This window comes from Mesobacillus sp. LC4, from assembly GCF_053543455.1.
In genome coordinates, this window is record NZ_JBGCUB010000002.1 from 1 (window position 1) to 18,113 (window position 18,113).

Genomic DNA, 18,113 nt, shown 5'->3' on the forward strand with positions numbered 1-18,113 from the left:
TACTCACCCGTCCGCCGCTGATCTTCAAGAGCAAGCTAATGAAGATCCGCTCGACTTGCATGTATTAGGCACGCCGCCAGCGTTCGTCCTGAGCCAGGATCAAACTCTCCAAGTAAGAGTTATGAGTTAGCTCATAAAGTTAAAACGTTGGCTCATGTTCTTCTATAATAGAAGCCATGAAAAATTTATTGTTTGTTGACGCTTGTTTGTTTAGTTTTCAAAGAGCAATTTATTGCTGCGCCGCTCAGAAGCGACTTTAATAATATAACACTTACTAGCTGTATAAGTCAATAACTTTTTTCAAAAACTATTTAATTGATGTTGTCGTCTCGTTACTGACTTTGAAGATTATATCAGTCAATTTATTTGAATGCAATACTTTTAAACAACTTTATTAAAATTTTTGAGTGCGCCCAATAATGGCATGAACTATTAAGAGAAAAAACAAAAAGCCAGCTTGTAAAAAGCCAGCTACCTAATGAACTCCTCAATATGCAAGTACCTGTTCTTTTCCAGTGCAAGAATCTGATCTGTCTCCAGTAATTTAACCATTGGCCTTGCTGGATTCTTTTCTTCCACAAAGATGATTTCAGCTGCCTGTCCATCAGAAAGGCGAATCTTAGTGCCAACTGAAAAATTCATAATTGCAGAACTCAATGCTTTCAAGGCGGTAATATCAAACTCCCCAAATAGCTCTTCATTGATCATCTCGAGCACTTTAAAAGGAGAGTGTTTAGGCTTATAAATCCTTTCTGAAGTCATCGCATGAAAAGAATCGGCTACGGCAAGGATTTTTGCAAAAGGGTGAATCCTGTTAGCCTTTTCGCCAAATGGATAGCCGCTTCCATCCATTCTTTCATGATGTTGAAGAATAGCAACTTTCGTACCGTCTTTAAGCAAGGGACTGTTCTTCACCATCTGATAGCTATATGTAGGATGTTTTTTAATCTCTTCAAATTCATCTACTGTTAAGGTTGTATTTTTATTTAAGAGAGTAGGACTTATTTTTGCCATCCCGCAATCGGATAAAATACCTGCAAGTGCGATTTGTGTGGTATCCCCTTTGCTGTAATTCAGCTTTTTGGCGATGAAGGCACTGATAATTCCTACAGCCAGTGGATGATCATATATATATTCAGTCTTGGTCGAATAATGATGTAGATTGAATATATCCGAAGAAGTCATCTCTGCCTGCTCGATCAGTGGGACAATGATTGTTCTTAGTTTAGCAATATCTATCTGCATTCCTGATTGCCAGGAGATAAATTCTTTCTTGAAGCTCTGCTTGGCCTGTAAGAATAAGTCGATAAAAGCTTCTCCGCCTTCAATGGAATTCAAGCCCGCTTTTTTATCGCCGCCTAATGATGGGCCCTGAAAAGGCAATCCATTAACCAATGTTTTCTCAACATCCACTTCTTTTATCAAGAAAACATTTAAAATTTCTATTAGGTGTTCTGACAAAACTGTTTTTTTGTTCATGATGGGTCTATTTGTTTTACTTAGAACATCTTCAGCAAGGATACAGCCCTCTTTGAGGTTGTCTGTTAATACGCGCAAGGCTATCCACCCCAGAATTTTAATTTTCTTACAATTATTTTACTTTATTTTGCCAAAAAAGAGGAACACATTTTTGTGTTCCTCTCAAAAAGTTTATTCTTCATCCTCTTCAGCCGATGTTTCGTTCATTTCTGAATCTTCACTGCCTACTTCTTCAGGATCAACTGGTGCTTCTGCATTCTCACTGATTGCTTCTTCAGAATCAACTGCAGCCTCTGCATTCTCATCCAGTTCTAAGTCTTCTGGCTTTTCTTCTTCTTTATCGACCTTAGCCACTGTCGCAACATATTCATTTTCTGCTTTGTTAAGGCTGATTAGTTTAACCCCTTGCGTGTTACGTCCTGTCATGGAGATAGAGCTTACAGGAATACGGATCAAAACACCGCCTGTAGTAATCAGCATGAGGTCTTCTTCACCAGTGACAACTTTCATCGTCACAAGGTCGCCGTTTTTATCAGTAATGTTACATGTCTTGATTCCTTTACCGCCGCGTCCTTGCCTTCTGTATTCTTCGGAAGGTGTTCTTTTACCGTACCCGTTCTTCGTAACAACAAGAATTTCGGCACTTTCTTCAAGCACTTCCATTCCGACAACTTCATCGTCATCGGAAAGCGTGATTCCCTTTACTCCAGTGGCAGTACGGCCCATAGAGCGGACATCGGTTTCAGGGAAACGGATCAATAAGCCATTCTTCGTGCCGATGATCATTTCTTTGCTGCCGTCTGTCAGTCTGACAGAAATCAATTCATCACCTTCACGCAAGTTCAAAGCAATTAAACCATTGTTGCGGATATTCGCAAATGATGAAAGTGGTGAACGTTTTGAAATTCCTTCTTTCGTTGTGAAGAAGAGGGACCAGTCATCCACAAATTCCGATACAGGAATGATGGCGTTGACCCATTCACCCTTTTCGATTTCCAATAGATTGATGATTGGAATTCCCTTCGCTGTACGGCTGAATTCAGGGATTTCATAACCCTTCGAACGATATACCTTCCCTTTGTTTGTGAAGAACAGGATGGTATCATGCGTTGAAGTGGTGATCAAATGTTCAACGAAGTCATCTTCATTCGTGCCCATACCCTGGATGCCGCGGCCGCCGCGACGCTGTGCTCTGTATGTAGATACAGGCAGGCGCTTGACGTAGCCGTTATGCGTCAAGGTAATAACGATGTTTTCACGAGGGATCAAGTCTTCATCCTCGATCATTTCCAAACCGCCTGAAACGATTTCAGTACGGCGCTCATCGTTAAAACGCTCTTTGATTTCAATTAACTCTTCACGAATGATTTCCAATACTTTTTCATTATCAGCAAGGATCGCTTTTAATTCTGCAATCAGCTTCATGAGGTTTTGGAATTCCTCTTCGATCTTTTCGCGCTCCAAGCCTGTAAGCCTCTGCAAACGCATATCAAGGATAGCCTGTGCTTGCTTATCAGATAACTTGAACTGTGTCATCAATCCTTCTCTTGCGATATCCGTCGTACGTGAGCTTCTGATCAGGCTGATGACCGCATCAAGGTTATCAAGCGCGATTCGTAGCCCTTCGAGGATATGGGCACGAGCTTCTGCCTTCTTAAGCTCAAACTCTGTACGGCGGCGAATGACGACTACCTGATGATCAAGATAGTAGGTTAGACATTGCTTCAGGTTAAGGACCTTCGGCTGGCCATCGACCAATGCCAAAAGGTTGATACCAAAGCTTGTCTGTAATGCCGTTTGCTTATATAAATTATTTAAAAGAACATTGGCATTTGCATCCTTGCGAACTTCAATGACAATCCTCATACCTTTACGGTCAGATTCATCCCGCAGGTCAGTGATGCCGTCAAGCCTCTTGTCGCGGACTAATTCAGCGATTTTCTCAATGAGCTTAGCCTTATTGACTTGGTAAGGAAGTTCCCTGACGATAATGACTTCCTTGCCATTTGATTTCTGTTCAATTTCTACTTTCGCCCGCAATGTAATCGACCCGCGGCCAGTCTCATAAGCTTTGCGGATACCGCTGCGGCCCAAAATCAATCCAGCAGTAGGGAAGTCAGGTCCTGTGATGATTTCCATCAATTCCATGATGGTCATGTCTGGGTCCTTACTGATAGCTAATACGCCATCTATGACCTCGCCAAGCTGATGGGGAGGAATATTTGTCGCCATACCTACCGCGATACCGGAAGTACCGTTGACGAGAAGGTTTGGAAACCTTGAAGGCATAACGATCGGTTCTCTTTCAGAACCGTCATAGTTGTCCTGATAGTCAATTGTATCTTTATTGATGTCACGCAGAAGCTCCATCGAAATTTTCGACATACGTGCTTCTGTATAACGCATCGCAGCTGCAGCATCGCCATCGACAGAACCGAAGTTCCCATGACCATCAACAAGCATATAGCGGTAGTTGAAATCCTGTGCCATACGGACCATTGTGTCGTATACAGCAGAGTCACCGTGCGGGTGATACTTACCGATAACTTCACCGACGATCCTCGCCGATTTTTTATAGGCCTTGTCTGAATGCATACCTAGGTCATGCATTGCGTATAGGATCCTTCTATGTACCGGCTTCAAGCCGTCACGTACATCCGGTAACGCACGTGCCACGATAACACTCATGGCATAATCCAGGAAGGATGAACGCATTTCCTGGCTTATATTAATCTCTTTTACACGTGGATTTGGTGTTTCAGCCATTTAAGAGAGACCTCCTTTAGGAACTCTGTTCAGCACGGCCATAAAGGGGCAAAACGCTCTGCGCGGCCCCTTGGCCATTTCAGAAAAAGCAGGATAGAGGCAGAACCTACTATCCTGAGCATATATCATTAAATATCCAGGTTCTTAACATACTGTGCATTCTCTTCGATGAAATTGCGTCGAGGTTCAACCTTATCCCCCATCAGGATTTCAAAGGTCTCATCCGATTCGATTGCATCTTCAAGGCTTACCTGGAGCGTTGTCCTTGTTTCCGGATTCATCGTTGTATCCCATAGCTGCTCAGGGTTCATCTCTCCAAGACCCTTATAGCGCTGGATACCTGGCTTCGGCTGCTGTGGAAGCTCCGCAAGAATCCTTTCAAGCTCCTTGTCGTTGTATGCATATTCTACTTTCTTGCCCTGCTGGACTTTATATAAAGGCGGCTGGGCAATATAAATATATCCTGCTTCAAGGATCTTTCTCATATATCGGTAGAAGAACGTCAATAATAGAGTACGGATATGGGCGCCGTCGACATCGGCATCGGTCATGATGACGATTTTTTGGTAACGGGCCTTTGAAAGGTCGAAGTCTTCGCCTATTCCAGTTCCGATTGCGGTAATGATCGCTCTTACCTCATTATTGGATAAAATCTTATCCAGACGCGATTTTTCAACGTTCAGGATTTTTCCGCGCAGTGGCAGGATCGCCTGGAAGTGTCGGTCACGCCCCTGCTTGGCAGAACCACCCGCTGAATCTCCCTCAACGATATATAATTCGCTGATGGATGGGTCCTTTGAAGAGCAGTCAGCCAGTTTGCCCGGCAAGCTTGAGATTTCAAGCGCACTCTTTCTCCTGGTCAGCTCACGTGCTTTTTTCGCCGCAAGCCTTGCTCTTGCCGCCATAAGCCCTTTGTCGACAATCTTCCTTGCCACATTCGGATTTTCCAGCATGAATTTTTCAAAGTGGTCTGAAAAGAGTGTGTCAGTTACCGTACGGACCTCTGAATTTCCGAGTTTTGTTTTCGTCTGTCCTTCAAACTGTGGATCTGGGTGCTTGACTGAAACGATTGCTGTCAGGCCTTCACGCACATCTTCTCCGGACAGGTTTGAATCGCTTTCCTTGAAAATACCATGCTTACGGGCGTAATCGTTGATTACACGAGTCAAAGCTGTTTTAAAGCCAAACTCATGCGTACCGCCCTCATAGGTATGGATATTGTTAGCGAATGAGTAAATGTTTCCAGTGAAGCTGTCATTATATTGAAGTGCTACCTCTACCGTAATGCCTTCTTTTTCACCTTCAATGTAGATCGGCTCCTCGTGAAGGACCTCTCTGGTACGGTTTAAATGCTCCACATAGGATTTAATTCCGCCCTCGTAGTAATACTCATTCTTTTTTCCTTCTCCGCGCTTATCTTCGATCGTGATCTTGATTGCTCTGTTCAGGAAGGCAAGCTCACGAAGGCGATTTGCGAGTGTATCGTAATCATATTCCAATGTCTCGGTGAAAATTTCTCCGTCTGGCTTGAAGTGGACAGTCGTTCCCGTCCGATCGGTTTCACCAATCACTTTTAACGGATCTCCGACAGCGCCACGTTCGAATTTTTGATAATGGACTTTTCCATCACGGTGGACGAATACTTCAAGATACGTTGACAGGGCATTAACAACAGATGCACCAACACCATGGAGACCTCCGGAAACCTTATAGCCTCCGCCGCCAAACTTTCCGCCTGCGTGAAGTACTGTCATGATGACCTCAACCGCTGGCCTTCCCATTTTCTCATGGATGCCGACAGGGATTCCGCGGCCATTATCCTGAACAGTGATACTGTTGTCTTCTTCGATAATGACATTAATTTCGTCACAGTAGCCGGCAAGTGCTTCATCTATACTGTTATCAACGATTTCCCATACAAGATGGTGCAAGCCTTTTCCACTCGTTGATCCGATATACATCCCTGGACGTTTGCGTACAGCTTCCAGGCCCTCAAGCACTTGTATCTGATTTTCATCGTACGCTTGTCCTTGCATGGATTGTTCCTCCGTAGCCATATCGATCACCTACACTTTCATTTTCACTCAACTTTTTGAAAACTTATCTATTTGCTATTTTCGCATATATCGTTGTTTTTCGACATTTTTTGCGAATACGCTGATCTATTAAAATTCCTGAACGGATAGTTTTTGGGAGCGTTTCTTTAATGTTCCTGATGCTAATGGGGAATAGTATATATGATTTCCTGTAACCACGATTGACTTGACCGTTCCCTTGGCCAAGTGGATAATCTCCTGGTCCTGGCGCGTTATGAACTCCTCCATGAATGGAGAAGAACTGGCGCTTTCAATGTCTAATATCGCGATAATATCTTTTGTCCTCACTAGGACTTCTTCACCAACATGCAAATACATGTAGTCCACCTCATTGGATTCTTGTCATTTCTCCGGTTTTCACTTTATAAGTGGCTGCTTCCCTTAATGTCTGATGGTCGATTCCATCCACACTAGTGGTCGTGACGAAGGTTTGAACTTTCCCCTGGATGGTATTCAATAAGTGGGATTGGCGATAATCATCTAACTCAGACAGGACATCATCAAGTAACAGGATTGGATACTCACCAATCTCTGAATTGATCAATTCAATTTCTGCCAATTTTACAGATAGGGCTGTTGTCCGCTGTTGTCCTTGTGATCCGAATGTCTGGACATCACGGCCATTCACGAAAAATTGCAGATCATCCCGGTGCGGTCCAAACATGGTGGTCCCCCGGTCAATCTCTCTTGTCTTTATTTTAGCAAATTTTTCTTCATACACTGCTATCATTTTCGACAAATCATCATCTTCTGATACCTCTGCTGAAGGTTTATAGACTATTTTTAAGTCCTCCAGCCCTCTGGATATTCCCTGATGGATCGGCAACGCCCACTGTTCGAGCAAATGGAGAAATTCGAATCGCTTCACAATGATCCTGGCAGCCGCCTGGATAAATTGTTCGGTCAGAATATCGAGCATCGTATGGTCTGTTGCTTTTTTTATCTGCAGCTGTTTCAGATAATGATTCCTTTGCTGGAGAATTTTATTATACTGGCTGATATCATGCAGATAAACCGCTGATACCTGTCCAATCTCCATGTCGACAAATCGTCTTCTTACCTGGGGGCTTCCTTTCACAAGGTTAAGATCCTCAGGGGCAAACATGACGACATTCATATTGCCGACATACTGACTTAGCTTCCTCTGTTCAAGATGATTGACTTTTGCCTTCTTGCCTTTTTTTGAAATGACAAGCTGCATCGGCAATGATCCGTTACTTTTTTTAATCCGTCCCTCTATTTTAGCATATTCCTCGTCCCAGCGAATTAAATCTTTATCATTGGAGGTCCGATGTGATTTTGCCATCGCAAGCACATAGATGGACTCCATGACATTCGTTTTCCCCTGGGCATTTTCACCAAGGATGACATTGACCTTGTTTTCAAATGTTGCCTCTAATCCCTGGTAATTGCGATAATTCCTTAATTGCAGTTCCTCTATATACATGAACAGTTCATCCTCTGGGTTATTGCGTTATGCTGAACTCCCCAAAACCAGGAATTGATACCTGATCTCCGGAACGAAGCTTCCTTCCTCTTCGCTGGTCTTGTTCACCATTGATAAAAACATCATGTTCACTTAAAAACCACTTCGCCATTCCGCCTGATTGGATTACATCGGCAAGTTTCAGGAATTGGCCAAGCGTGATATATTCCGTATCAATTTTTATTTCCTCATTCACGTTTCTCACACCCTTTTCTTCCAAAAGGACTTAATACTTTATTTTACTAAATTTTTTCCATAGAAACAAATTTTCTTATATTGAGTTGGATTTTCGCTCCAGGCACTTCGCTTTCCGCGGGGCTGGCGGTGAGCCTCCTCGGAGCAAGCTCCTGTGGGGTCTCATCTGTCCAGCTGATCCCGCAGGACTTTGAATAGCTTCCCAGAACGTGCCCACGCACGCAGGAAATGCGTTAGCATTTTCGAGGAGTCTTCGTGCCTTCCGCTACAATCCAATTAGTATACATTCTCAACCTATAAGTAAAAAGCCACCAGCGTAGAACTGGTGGCAATAAATCATCTTAGTAAGTCCTAACCGGCAGGATTAGCTGCAGGATGGAATCGTCGTGGAGCGGTCTGATGACGAATGGTCTCATTGCGCCTGTAAAGCTTATTTGGATTTCTGTTCCTTCCAGTGCTTTTAGGGCATCCATCATATACTTCGCGCTGAATGAAATTTTCAGGTCCTCGCCATCGATGGATTGACTTTGGATTTCTTCGACAACTGTCCCGATTTCCGGTGTGTTGGATGAAACCTCGATTGCGCCGCCTTCGATTGTGGAGAACTTAACCACGTTGTTTCTTCCTTCTCTGGCAAGCAAGGATGCACGATCGATCGCATGAAGGAATTCCTTCGTATTTACGACTACATCTGTTTTGCTCTCAGTTGGAATCAAACGGCCTGTGTCAGGATAATTTCCTTCCAGCAGTCGTGAGAAGAATAGTAAATGCTTTGCTTTGAACAATACCTGGTTTTCAGTGATGACGATATCCACTGATTCAGAACTGTCATCAAGAATTTTGCTCAATTCTGTCAAACTTTTACCAGGGATGACCACATTATAGCTGCCAGTGTTCTCTGCTTCGAGCTTCGCTTTCCTCAACGCAAGTCTGTGGCTATCTGTTGCAATACAGATTAGCTCATTGTTCTCGACCTTCCAGTTTACACCTGTCAAGATGGGGCGTGTTTCTGAGGTGGACACTGAAAAGACAGTCTGGCGAATAAGGCCTTTTAATAGGTCTGTAGGAATTTTGAATACATGTTCTTCTGAAATTTGCGGAAGATGCGGATATTCTTCAGCATCCAGCCCATTCAGGTTGAATTCTGATCTACCAGAACGAATAACAGTCTGCAGATTGTTATGGACTTCGATTTCTACTGAGTCTGTAGGAAGCTTTTTAACGATTTCACTAAAGAAACGCGCCTGCAAAACAATGGATCCTGGCTGTTTGATTTCAACGATTTCATCCCCAGCTTCTTCTTTAGGAATGAAAGATTCGATGGAGATATCAGAATCGCTGCCTGTAAGAGTTACTCCCTCTTCATTCGCAACAATCTTAATACCTGTCAAAATAGGAATTGTTGTTCTGCTTGTCACTGCCTTCATTACGTCCTGAACGCTTTGAAGCAATGAATCACGCTGGATAATAAATCTCATTTTTTAGCCTCCGTTTAGGAATAATTTTTTTCTTATTGCATATACTAATATGTTTTAAAAAAATAGTAGAAGTACTAGTAGGGCCTGTGGATTTGTGGATAAGTGGTTTTCTTCAAAGGAAACACAGCCTATCCACATGTGGACAGACTGTGCGTAACCAATGGAGAGTTATTCACACTTTCCTAAACCCTTAATTGTTCATTTATTTCTTTCAGCTGCTTTTGCAGACTTGCGTCAACGGAAATCATCTTAGATATTTTTTCATGGGCGTGAATGACCGTTGTATGGTCTCGGCCGCCGAATTCTTCGCCAATTTTAGGAAGAGAGAAATCAGTCAGCTCTCTGGACAAGTACATAGCGATTTGCCTAGGGAAGGCGACGGATTTAGTCCGTTTCTTCGCTTTAAAATCCTCCAGCTTTACATTGAAATGCTGTCCGACAACCCTTTGGATGTCGAGAATGGTAATTACCTTCGGCTTGGAGCTAGGGATTATATCTTTTAGTGCCTCAGCTGCCAGGTCCGCATTGATATCCTTGTTGATCAGTGAAGAATAAGCGACGACACGAATCAACGCTCCTTCCAATTCACGGATGTTGGAGTCAATTTGATTCGCAATATAAAGCATAACCTCATTCGGAATATCAAGGCCCTCAGCTTTCGCCTTTTTACGAAGAATCGCAATCCTCGTCTCGAGATCTGGTGGAGTGATATCCGTGATCAATCCCCATTCAAAGCGGGATCTCAGCCTGTCTTCAAGCGTAGGTATCTCTTTTGGCGGACGGTCACTGGAGATGACAATCTGCTTGCTTTCCTCATGCAATGTATTGAATGTATGAAAGAATTCTTCCTGAGTTTGTTCTTTTCCAGCCAAAAATTGAATATCATCAATGAGCAGAACATCGACATTGCGGTATTTATTGCGGAAATCGCCCGCTTTATTGTCCCTGATCGAATTGATGAACTCATTCGTGAATTTTTCAGATGACAAATAAACCACTTTTGCATTCGGATTATGATCCTGGACATAGTGACCGATTGCATGCATCAAGTGGGTTTTACCAAGACCTACGCCCCCGTATATGAATAACGGGTTATAGGCTTTTGCCGGCGCTTCGGCTACTGCGAGCGATGCAGCATGGGCGAAACGGTTGCCTGAACCAATGACAAAAGTATCGAATGTATACTTTGGATTCAGCATACTGACAGGCAAATCCGGAATATCGTCTTCCTTCTTCACTCGCTTAGGCGGCAATGGAATATCGAGATCTTCTTCGTTCTGGTTTTGGGGAATGATGAATTTTACAGAAAGTTCTTCACCAGTGATCTCATACAAAATACCGCTGATTAACTGGGAATAACGTTCCTCCAGCCAGTCACGGGCAAACTCATTCGGGGCTGTAATCGTAAGGACATCACCCTGCAAGGTGTGTGCCTTCGTTGATTTGAGCCATGTGTCGAAACTTGGCTTGCTGATCTTTTTCTCGATTTTAGCGAGAGCGTTGTTCCAGAGATCTGCAATGTTCTCCAACGATTATCCCTCCTTCTCTAGTCATTTTTTCTATATCTAGCTGCTGCTGCATTCACAGTGTCCTATTTACTCTTATGCATCCATGCTCGAAAAGCACAAAATCAAAGGTTATACATGCTGTACAACCCCTGAATTAATAAATATACAAAACTATTAATGTGGAAAAATATATAATAAGGAAGAAATGAAGCTTTTCGACAATATCCACTTTCTGTGGACAAAGTTTTACAACAGGCCTGAATAACCTATCCACAGCTTATCCACAATTTGTGGATAATTATATTTTTGTTATCGAATTATTAAGAGTGAAAACACAAATATAATATCAGATAATCTAGCATGGCGCAACGCTTTTTAATACATTATCCACAATACACTATCACTGTGGAGAGTAATTGTCCACAGGCACTTGAATTGTGTAAAAGCTGTCAGAAAGGCTTGTGGATAATAAAAACTATGTCGATTTTTGTCCACAGGGCGCTGGAATAAGTGAAAATCACTATAGTTTTCATCTATAACATTTATTTTTGCGGAGGAAATTATTCTTGATAAATTTATGAAAGAATCAACTAAAAAAAATTTAAGACTTCTATATAGGTTGTGGATCTTAATAGAACATAAAGTTCAGAAAGAATTCCGAAAGGGTTCCGAAATTTAGAAGAATAGTCTGGATTGAGGTTGGAAAAGCAATCATCTGAAGGTTGATGAAATCACGGGGAAATTTAATTTTAAATTTTGCCAGCGCCGTCGATTTCCGAATAGGCACTTGACAATATACACCGACCGTCTTTATAATTACAAAGACTGTCTGTAACAGCTATTCCTCAGGGAGGTGTAATATATATGAAACGCACTTATCAACCAAATAAACGTAAACACAGCAAAGTTCACGGATTCCGTGCCCGCATGAGCAGTGCAAATGGCCGTAAGGTTCTTGCTCGCCGTCGTCGCAAAGGAAGAAAAGTATTATCAGCTTAGGCCACTGAAATGTCAGTGGTCTTTTTTCTCTTTGGGCAATACTATTTTGGGAGCTGGAATTACTGGCGAATTGGCTTTATGGGATTTATTTTTGGCCATACTGTATAAAATGAATCCCTGAGGAGCCATTTTTAAAAGATCCCGGATTAACAAACGGATCCATAGAGAATTGAAGGTGCTATAGATGAAAAAAGACTTCAGAGTGAAAAAAAATAAAGAGTTCCAAGAGGCCTTTAAAAAAGGAAGATCGGTTGCGAACCGACAATTCGTTGTCTATATCTTAAAAAAACCCGAGCAGGAGAATTTCCGCATCGGGCTGTCGGTCAGCAAAAAAATCGGCAATGCCGTCATGCGCAACCAAATCAAACGTTATATCCGGCAATCCTTCCATGAACTGCAGGAACGTGTCCATAACGGGAATGACTACATCATCATCGCGCGTAAGCCAACTGCTGAAATGGACATGCATGAAGTGAAAAAAAGCCTGGAGCATGTCTTGAAGGTAGGAAAGGTTTTGAAGAAGCCGAAAACTGGAGATAATGGATGAGGCAAAAATATTTACCTAATTGCATTTTTTAAAAGCGCTTCCCTATAAAAGATGTTAAAATACTCTTGATTGCATTGCGCTGATAAAGCTAAATGTACATAAATTTGGGACAAACTTTTGAAAATAAATGAACGTACCGGGAAGTTAGGAGGAAATGAAGCTTGAAAAAAAGAATATTGTTAATAATGGGCTTGCTTTTAGTGACGACCTTGCTGACGGGCTGTATGGAGTACGACCAGCCGATCACTGAGGAGAGCAAGGGTTTTTGGAATGAATATATTGTTTATCCATTGTCCTTGTTCATCGTGAAAATGGCTGAATGGCTTGGTGGCAGCTTTGGATTTTCGATCATCGTTGTTACTTTGATCATCCGCCTGGCAATCCTGCCGCTTATGATCAAACAGACAAAGAGCTCGAAAGCAATGCAGGCATTGCAGCCTGAAATGCAGAAGCTGAAGGAAAAATACAGCTCGAAGGACCAGAAGACTCAGCAGAAGCTGCAGCAGGAAACGATGGCGCTATTCCAAAAGCACGGTGTCAATCCGCTTGCAGGCTGTTTCCCACTGATTGTCCAGATGCCGATCCTGATTGGTTTCTATCATGCGATCTCAAGAACAAGGGAAATTGCCGAGCATAACTTCATGTGGTTCGATCTTGGTTCACCGGATCCATACTATATCCTGCCATTAGTAGCAGGTGCGACAACTTTCATCCAGCAAAAAATGATGATGGCTGGCCAGGAAGCAAATCCGCAGATGGCGATGATGCTTTGGCTGATGCCAATCATGATCATCGTGTTCGCGATCAACTTCCCAGCAGCACTTTCATTGTACTGGGTAGTCGGTAACTTATTCATGATCGTTCAAACTTACTTTATTAAAGGGCCGGATCTAAAAGCTGCGGCTGCCGGCAATGCGGGAGGAGCAAAAAAGTGAAACAGGTAACTGCTACAGGACAAAATGTCGACGAAGCAGTAGAATCCGCTTTAGCTCAATTAAAAACAACCAAAGACCGCACAGAAATTGATGTAATTGATGAAGGCAAAAAGGGGATTTTCGGACTTTTCGGCACACGCCCGGCTGTCGTCAAAGTGACAGTGAAAATCGATGCTGTTGAAGAAGCCGTTAATTATTTGAAGTCGGTTGGCTCGCAAATGGGAGCGCCAATTGAAGTTGATGTAAAAAAAGAAGGAAAAACAGTACTTTTTACGATGTCGGGTGAGAAGATCGCTTTGCTAATCGGAAAAAGAGGTCAAACGCTGAATTCCCTGCAATTTTTGACTCAGCTTGTGATGAACCGTTACTCTGAACAGTATTCAACTGTCTTGCTTGATGCAGAGGATTATCGCCAGCGCAGGAATGATACCCTCGTTCAATTGGCTGAACGCCTTGCACAAAAAGCAGTCCGAACCGGACAGACCGTTGCGCTCGAACCTATGCCTTCGTATGAACGCAAAGTGATTCATACTGCATTGATGTCAAATAAAAGAATCAAAACATATTCTGATGGCAGTGAACCACATAGACATATAGTGATCGCGCCTTCGAAGTAATAATGAGTGATAAAAACCCCAAACCTATTGTTGGTTTGGGGTTTTTTGTGCATTTTACTACTAAATTAAAATGATTTTGGCGCATTTTTAAGTGTCAGAAAAGTTTAATTAATAGTTTTTTTGGAACTAGGAGCGAGGGGATATTTCGTTCAATGAGAATTTATTGGCGGTTTTCAAAACTTTATTGGCGAAAAAACAAAAATATTGGCGAAAAAATAGTTTTATTGGCGAAACCGAGGAGTTTATTGGCGAAATTCAATTTTTATTGGCGAATTGGAAATAAATGAACGTTTTTTCCAATTTAAAATACAACACCACATCAATTTGCATCCAGGATTATAGTTGAATCAAACCACAGTCCTTCATATCCTGATTAAGTTTTTCACAACTCAAATAAAAATCATTTATTTCCTCATTTGGTTTTATTGTTATTCACATGTGGATAAGTTAAAATTAAATAAGTTTATTTAATGAGTTGTGGATAAATTCATTATTGAGAGATTCCTTTCTTTTTTTCACTAAAGTGATGTGGTATTCTAGTAATTTGTAGAAAACAAACTTTCATTTTTTATATAAATCATTTTTTCGGAAAAGTGGGGTGAGCAAATGGAATTTGATACGATTGCGGCGATTTCTACGCCGATGGGTGAGGGCGCGATTGCGATTGTCCGTTTGAGCGGGGATCAAGCTTTCGAAATAGCAGACCGATTGTTCAGAGGGATCGGGAGCAAGAAGCTGAGCGAAGTGGCTTCGCATACTATCCATTACGGCCATTTGATTGATCCGAAAACTGGACAAGTCGCGGAAGAGGTTATGGTTTCTGTCATGAGGGGACCAAAAACGTTCACGAAAGAGGATGTAGTCGAAATCAACTGCCATGGGGGTCTTGTTTCTGTAAACCGTGTGCTCCAGCTTGTTCTGAATCAGGGAGCGAGACTGGCGGAGCCGGGGGAATTTACAAAACGGGCTTTTTTAAATGGACGAATCGACCTTTCCCAGGCGGAGGCAGTCATCGACTTGATCAGAGCGAAAACGGACCGGGCGATGAACCTGGCACTTGGCCAGATGGAGGGGCGCCTATCAAGGCTGATTCAGAAGCTGCGTCAGGAAATTCTCGAAATTCTTGCGCATGTCGAAGTGAATATCGACTATCCGGAGTATGACGATGTTGAAGAAATGACGCATAACATGCTGTTGGAAAAGGCGAAGTATGTAAAAGGTGAGCTGGAAAAGCTCTTGCAAACCTCGCAGCAGGGAAAAATTCTCCGTGAAGGATTATCAACCGTCATTGTTGGACGTCCGAATGTAGGGAAATCATCCTTGCTTAACAGCCTTGTGCATGAAAATAAAGCAATTGTTACTGATATACCAGGGACTACACGCGACGTCATCGAAGAGTATGTGAATGTCCGTGGTGTTCCTTTGAGACTTCTGGATACAGCGGGAATCCGCGAAACGGAAGATATTGTAGAAAGAATTGGTGTTGAACGGTCTCGTCAGGTCCTGAAGGAAGCAGATTTGATTCTGCTCGTTCTGAATTATTCGGATGAGCTTACGGAAGAGGATCGAAATATTTTCAAAGCAGTTGAGGGAATGGATGTCATCGTTATCGTCAACAAAACCGACCTTCCGCAAAAAATTGATATGGACCAAGTGAAGGAGCTTACGAAGAATTATGCTCTTGTCACCACTTCATTGCTCGAGGACAAGGGAGTGGATGAGCTGGAAGAAGCGATATCAAGCCTATTCTTCTCCGGTGCGATTGAAGCAGGAGACATGACGTATGTTTCGAACAGCCGCCATATTGCACTTTTGAATCAGGCGGTACATTCAATAGAAGAAGCAATCTCAGGTGTCGAAATGGGAACGCCAATCGATATCGTCCAAATCGATTTGACTCGTTCTTGGGAGCTGCTTGGCGAAATCATCGGAGAAAGCGTCCATGAAAGCTTGATTGACCAGTTATTCTCCCAGTTCTGTTTAGGTAAGTAATAGTATAGAAACTATTCTCAAAAAATTTTCTCACTAGTTAATAGATTTATTTTCATTAGTGCTTTTGAACTATAAAGGTGTTTGAATGGAGCATAAAAAGGAGGCAGCAGGATGGGTTATGAAGCCGGGAATTTTGATGTGGTTGTAGTTGGTGCCGGCCATGCGGGCGTTGAGGCAGCACTTGCGCCGGCACGTATGGGTGCGAAAACCGCGATGATTACCATCAATCTTGATATGATTGCGTTCATGCCGTGCAACCCGTCAATCGGCGGACCTGCAAAGGGCATCGTTGTGCGGGAAATTGACGCACTTGGCGGAGAAATGGGCCGCAACATTGATAAAACCTACATCCAGATGAGGATGCTGAACACAGGAAAGGGTCCAGCAGTACGAGCTTTGAGGGCCCAGGCTGATAAATTCGATTATCAGAATGAAATGAAAAAGACAATGGAAAATGAAAAGAACCTTACATTGGTACAGGGGATGGTTGAGCGCCTGATTATAGAAGAAGGCGAATGTAAAGGGGTCATCACCCAGACGGGAGCCATTTATCGTGCTAAAACGGTCGTCATTACGACTGGTACGTATATGCGCGGGGAAATCATCCTTGGTGAATTGAAATATTCAAGCGGCCCGAACAACCAGCAGCCGTCAATCAAGCTGTCAGAGCATCTTGAGGAGCTTGGCTTCGACCTCGTTCGCTTTAAAACGGGAACGCCGCCACGTGTACACAGCGACAGTATTGATTATACAAAAACAGAAATACAGCCTGGTGACGATGTCCACCGTGCGTTTTCTTATGAAACGACGAAATACATCACGGACCAGCTTCCTTGCTGGCTGACGTATACGAATGAGCAAACACACCAGCTGATTGATGAAAATCTGCACCGCTCACCAATGTATTCTGGAATGATCAAGGGTACTGGTCCGCGCTACTGTCCATCCATCGAGGATAAGGTCGTCCGCTTCAATGACAAGCCGCGCCACCAGATTTTCCTCGAGCCAGAGGGCAGGAATACACAGGAAGTCTATGTGCAGGGACTGTCAACCAGTTTGCCGGAAGAGGTCCAGCATAAGATCCTCCAGACCATCCCTGGCCTGGAAAAAGTCCAGATGATGCGTGCCGGCTATGCAATTGAGTATGATGCTGTCGTGCCGACTCAGCTGTGGCCAACACTGGAAACGAAACTCGTCAAAAATCTTTATACGGCAGGCCAGATCAATGGTACTTCTGGCTACGAAGAGGCTGCCGGACAGGGAATCATGGCAGGAATCAATGCAGGCAGAAGGGCACTGGACAAAGAAGAAGTGATTCTTAGCCGTGCGGATGCCTATATCGGTGTACTGATTGATGACCTCGTGACAAAAGGTACGAATGAACCGTACCGTTTATTGACATCAAGAGCGGAATACCGCCTGCTTTTGCGCCATGATAATGCGGATCTTCGTTTGACTGAAAAAGGACATGAAATCGGCTTGATTGCCGAAGAGCGCTACCAGAAGTTTTTAGCGAAAAAAGAAGCAATTGAAGCAGAGAAAAAACGCCTTCAATCGATCATCATCAAACCGTCAGCGGAGGTACAGGAGTTGATCCGTTCGCTTGGCGGAAGTGAATTGAAGGATGGCATCCGTGCTTCCGACCTTTTGAAGCGTCCAGAGGTTTCTTATGAGCACATTAAGAAACTCGTTCCTCCAGATGGCGAATTGGATTTCGAAACAGAGGAACAGACAGAAATCCAAATCAAATATGAGGGATATATTGAGAAGTCTCTTCAGCAGGTCGAAAGGCTGAAAAAGATGGAAGATAAGAAAATTCCCGAAAATATTGATTATGATGCGATTTCCGGATTGGCAACAGAGGCCCGCCAAAAATTGAAGGAAGTTCGTCCATTAACTTTAGCTCAGGCCTCGAGAATTTCAGGAGTGAATCCTGCAGATATCTCTATACTGCTTGTCTATTTGGAACAGGGGCGTATTGCACGAATTCAATCGTAAAATCACCAGCAAGGACA

Annotated in this window: 14 protein-coding genes and 1 rRNA gene; 6 read left to right on the top strand and 9 right to left on the bottom strand. The window is 43.1% G+C overall.

Annotation, left to right across the window (positions count from 1 at the left end; all coding sequences use genetic code 11):
* From AB5I83_RS06705 to dnaA, 9 genes are all read right to left on the bottom strand, one after another.
* Nucleotides 1-115 (bottom strand): 16S ribosomal RNA (locus AB5I83_RS06705); the annotation flags it as partial.
* A gap of 356 nt (nt 116-471) precedes the next feature.
* Complete coding sequence (locus tag AB5I83_RS06710; protein ID WP_448973950.1) at nt 472-1,557, bottom strand: HD-GYP domain-containing protein; 1,086 nt, start codon at nt 1,555-1,557, stop codon at nt 472-474.
* Nucleotides 1,558-1,650: 93 nt separating this feature from the next.
* Nucleotides 1,651-4,245, bottom strand: a complete 2,595-nt coding sequence (gene gyrA / locus AB5I83_RS06715) for a DNA gyrase subunit A (RefSeq protein WP_448973952.1) — start codon at nt 4,243-4,245, stop codon at nt 1,651-1,653.
* 128 nt (nt 4,246-4,373) lie between these two features.
* A complete protein-coding gene (gyrB, locus tag AB5I83_RS06720; protein ID WP_448975236.1) occupies nt 4,374-6,281 on the bottom strand; it encodes a DNA topoisomerase (ATP-hydrolyzing) subunit B in 1,908 nt (635 codons plus the stop codon).
* A gap of 129 nt (nt 6,282-6,410) precedes the next feature.
* Nucleotides 6,411-6,659: an extracellular matrix regulator RemB gene (remB, locus tag AB5I83_RS06725; protein WP_167830950.1), complete on the bottom strand. Its 249-nt coding sequence runs from the start codon at nt 6,657-6,659 to the stop codon at nt 6,411-6,413.
* A gap of 10 nt (nt 6,660-6,669) precedes the next feature.
* A complete protein-coding gene (gene recF, locus AB5I83_RS06730; protein WP_448973955.1) occupies nt 6,670-7,788 on the bottom strand; it encodes a DNA replication/repair protein RecF in 1,119 nt (372 codons plus the stop codon).
* A 19-nt stretch (nt 7,789-7,807) separates the two neighbouring features.
* Nucleotides 7,808-8,023 carry a S4 domain-containing protein YaaA gene (yaaA, locus tag AB5I83_RS06735; RefSeq protein WP_023613365.1) on the bottom strand — a complete coding sequence of 72 codons (216 nt, stop codon included), beginning with the start codon at nt 8,021-8,023 and terminating at the stop codon, nt 7,808-7,810.
* 340 nt (nt 8,024-8,363) lie between these two features.
* Entirely contained in the window at nt 8,364-9,500 is a 1,137-nt protein-coding gene (dnaN, locus tag AB5I83_RS06740; RefSeq protein ID WP_167830951.1) for a DNA polymerase III subunit beta, read from the bottom strand.
* A 182-nt stretch (nt 9,501-9,682) separates the two neighbouring features.
* On the bottom strand, nt 9,683-11,029 hold the full coding sequence (dnaA, locus tag AB5I83_RS06745) for a chromosomal replication initiator protein DnaA (protein ID WP_226642625.1): 1,347 nt from the start codon (nt 11,027-11,029) through the stop codon (nt 9,683-9,685).
* An 843-nt stretch (nt 11,030-11,872) separates the two neighbouring features.
* Here dnaA and rpmH point away from each other — a divergent pair.
* The 6 genes from rpmH (at nt 11,873) to mnmG (ending at nt 18,096) form a co-directional block, all read left to right on the top strand.
* Nucleotides 11,873-12,007: a 50S ribosomal protein L34 gene (gene rpmH, locus AB5I83_RS06750; RefSeq protein ID WP_013059930.1), complete on the top strand. Its 135-nt coding sequence runs from the start codon at nt 11,873-11,875 to the stop codon at nt 12,005-12,007.
* A gap of 184 nt (nt 12,008-12,191) precedes the next feature.
* Nucleotides 12,192-12,554 (top strand): ribonuclease P protein component, encoded by a 363-nt coding sequence (gene rnpA / locus AB5I83_RS06755; RefSeq protein ID WP_167830953.1) that lies wholly within the window; start codon nt 12,192-12,194, stop codon nt 12,552-12,554.
* A gap of 161 nt (nt 12,555-12,715) precedes the next feature.
* On the top strand, nt 12,716-13,489 hold the full coding sequence (gene spoIIIJ / locus AB5I83_RS06760) for a YidC family membrane integrase SpoIIIJ (protein ID WP_448973960.1): 774 nt from the start codon (nt 12,716-12,718) through the stop codon (nt 13,487-13,489).
* The gene (jag, locus tag AB5I83_RS06765) at nt 13,486-14,106 is read left to right on the top strand and encodes an RNA-binding cell elongation regulator Jag/EloR (RefSeq protein WP_448973962.1); all 621 of its coding nucleotides are present in this window, start codon (nt 13,486-13,488) and stop codon (nt 14,104-14,106) included. Before spoIIIJ ends, jag begins: the two co-directional genes overlap by 4 nt.
* A gap of 606 nt (nt 14,107-14,712) precedes the next feature.
* The gene (gene mnmE, locus AB5I83_RS06770) at nt 14,713-16,098 is read left to right on the top strand and encodes a tRNA uridine-5-carboxymethylaminomethyl(34) synthesis GTPase MnmE (RefSeq protein ID WP_448973964.1); all 1,386 of its coding nucleotides are present in this window, start codon (nt 14,713-14,715) and stop codon (nt 16,096-16,098) included.
* A 111-nt stretch (nt 16,099-16,209) separates the two neighbouring features.
* Nucleotides 16,210-18,096, top strand: a complete 1,887-nt coding sequence (gene mnmG / locus AB5I83_RS06775; RefSeq protein ID WP_448973966.1) for a tRNA uridine-5-carboxymethylaminomethyl(34) synthesis enzyme MnmG — start codon at nt 16,210-16,212, stop codon at nt 18,094-18,096.
* The last annotated feature ends 17 nt before the right edge of the window (nt 18,097-18,113 follow it).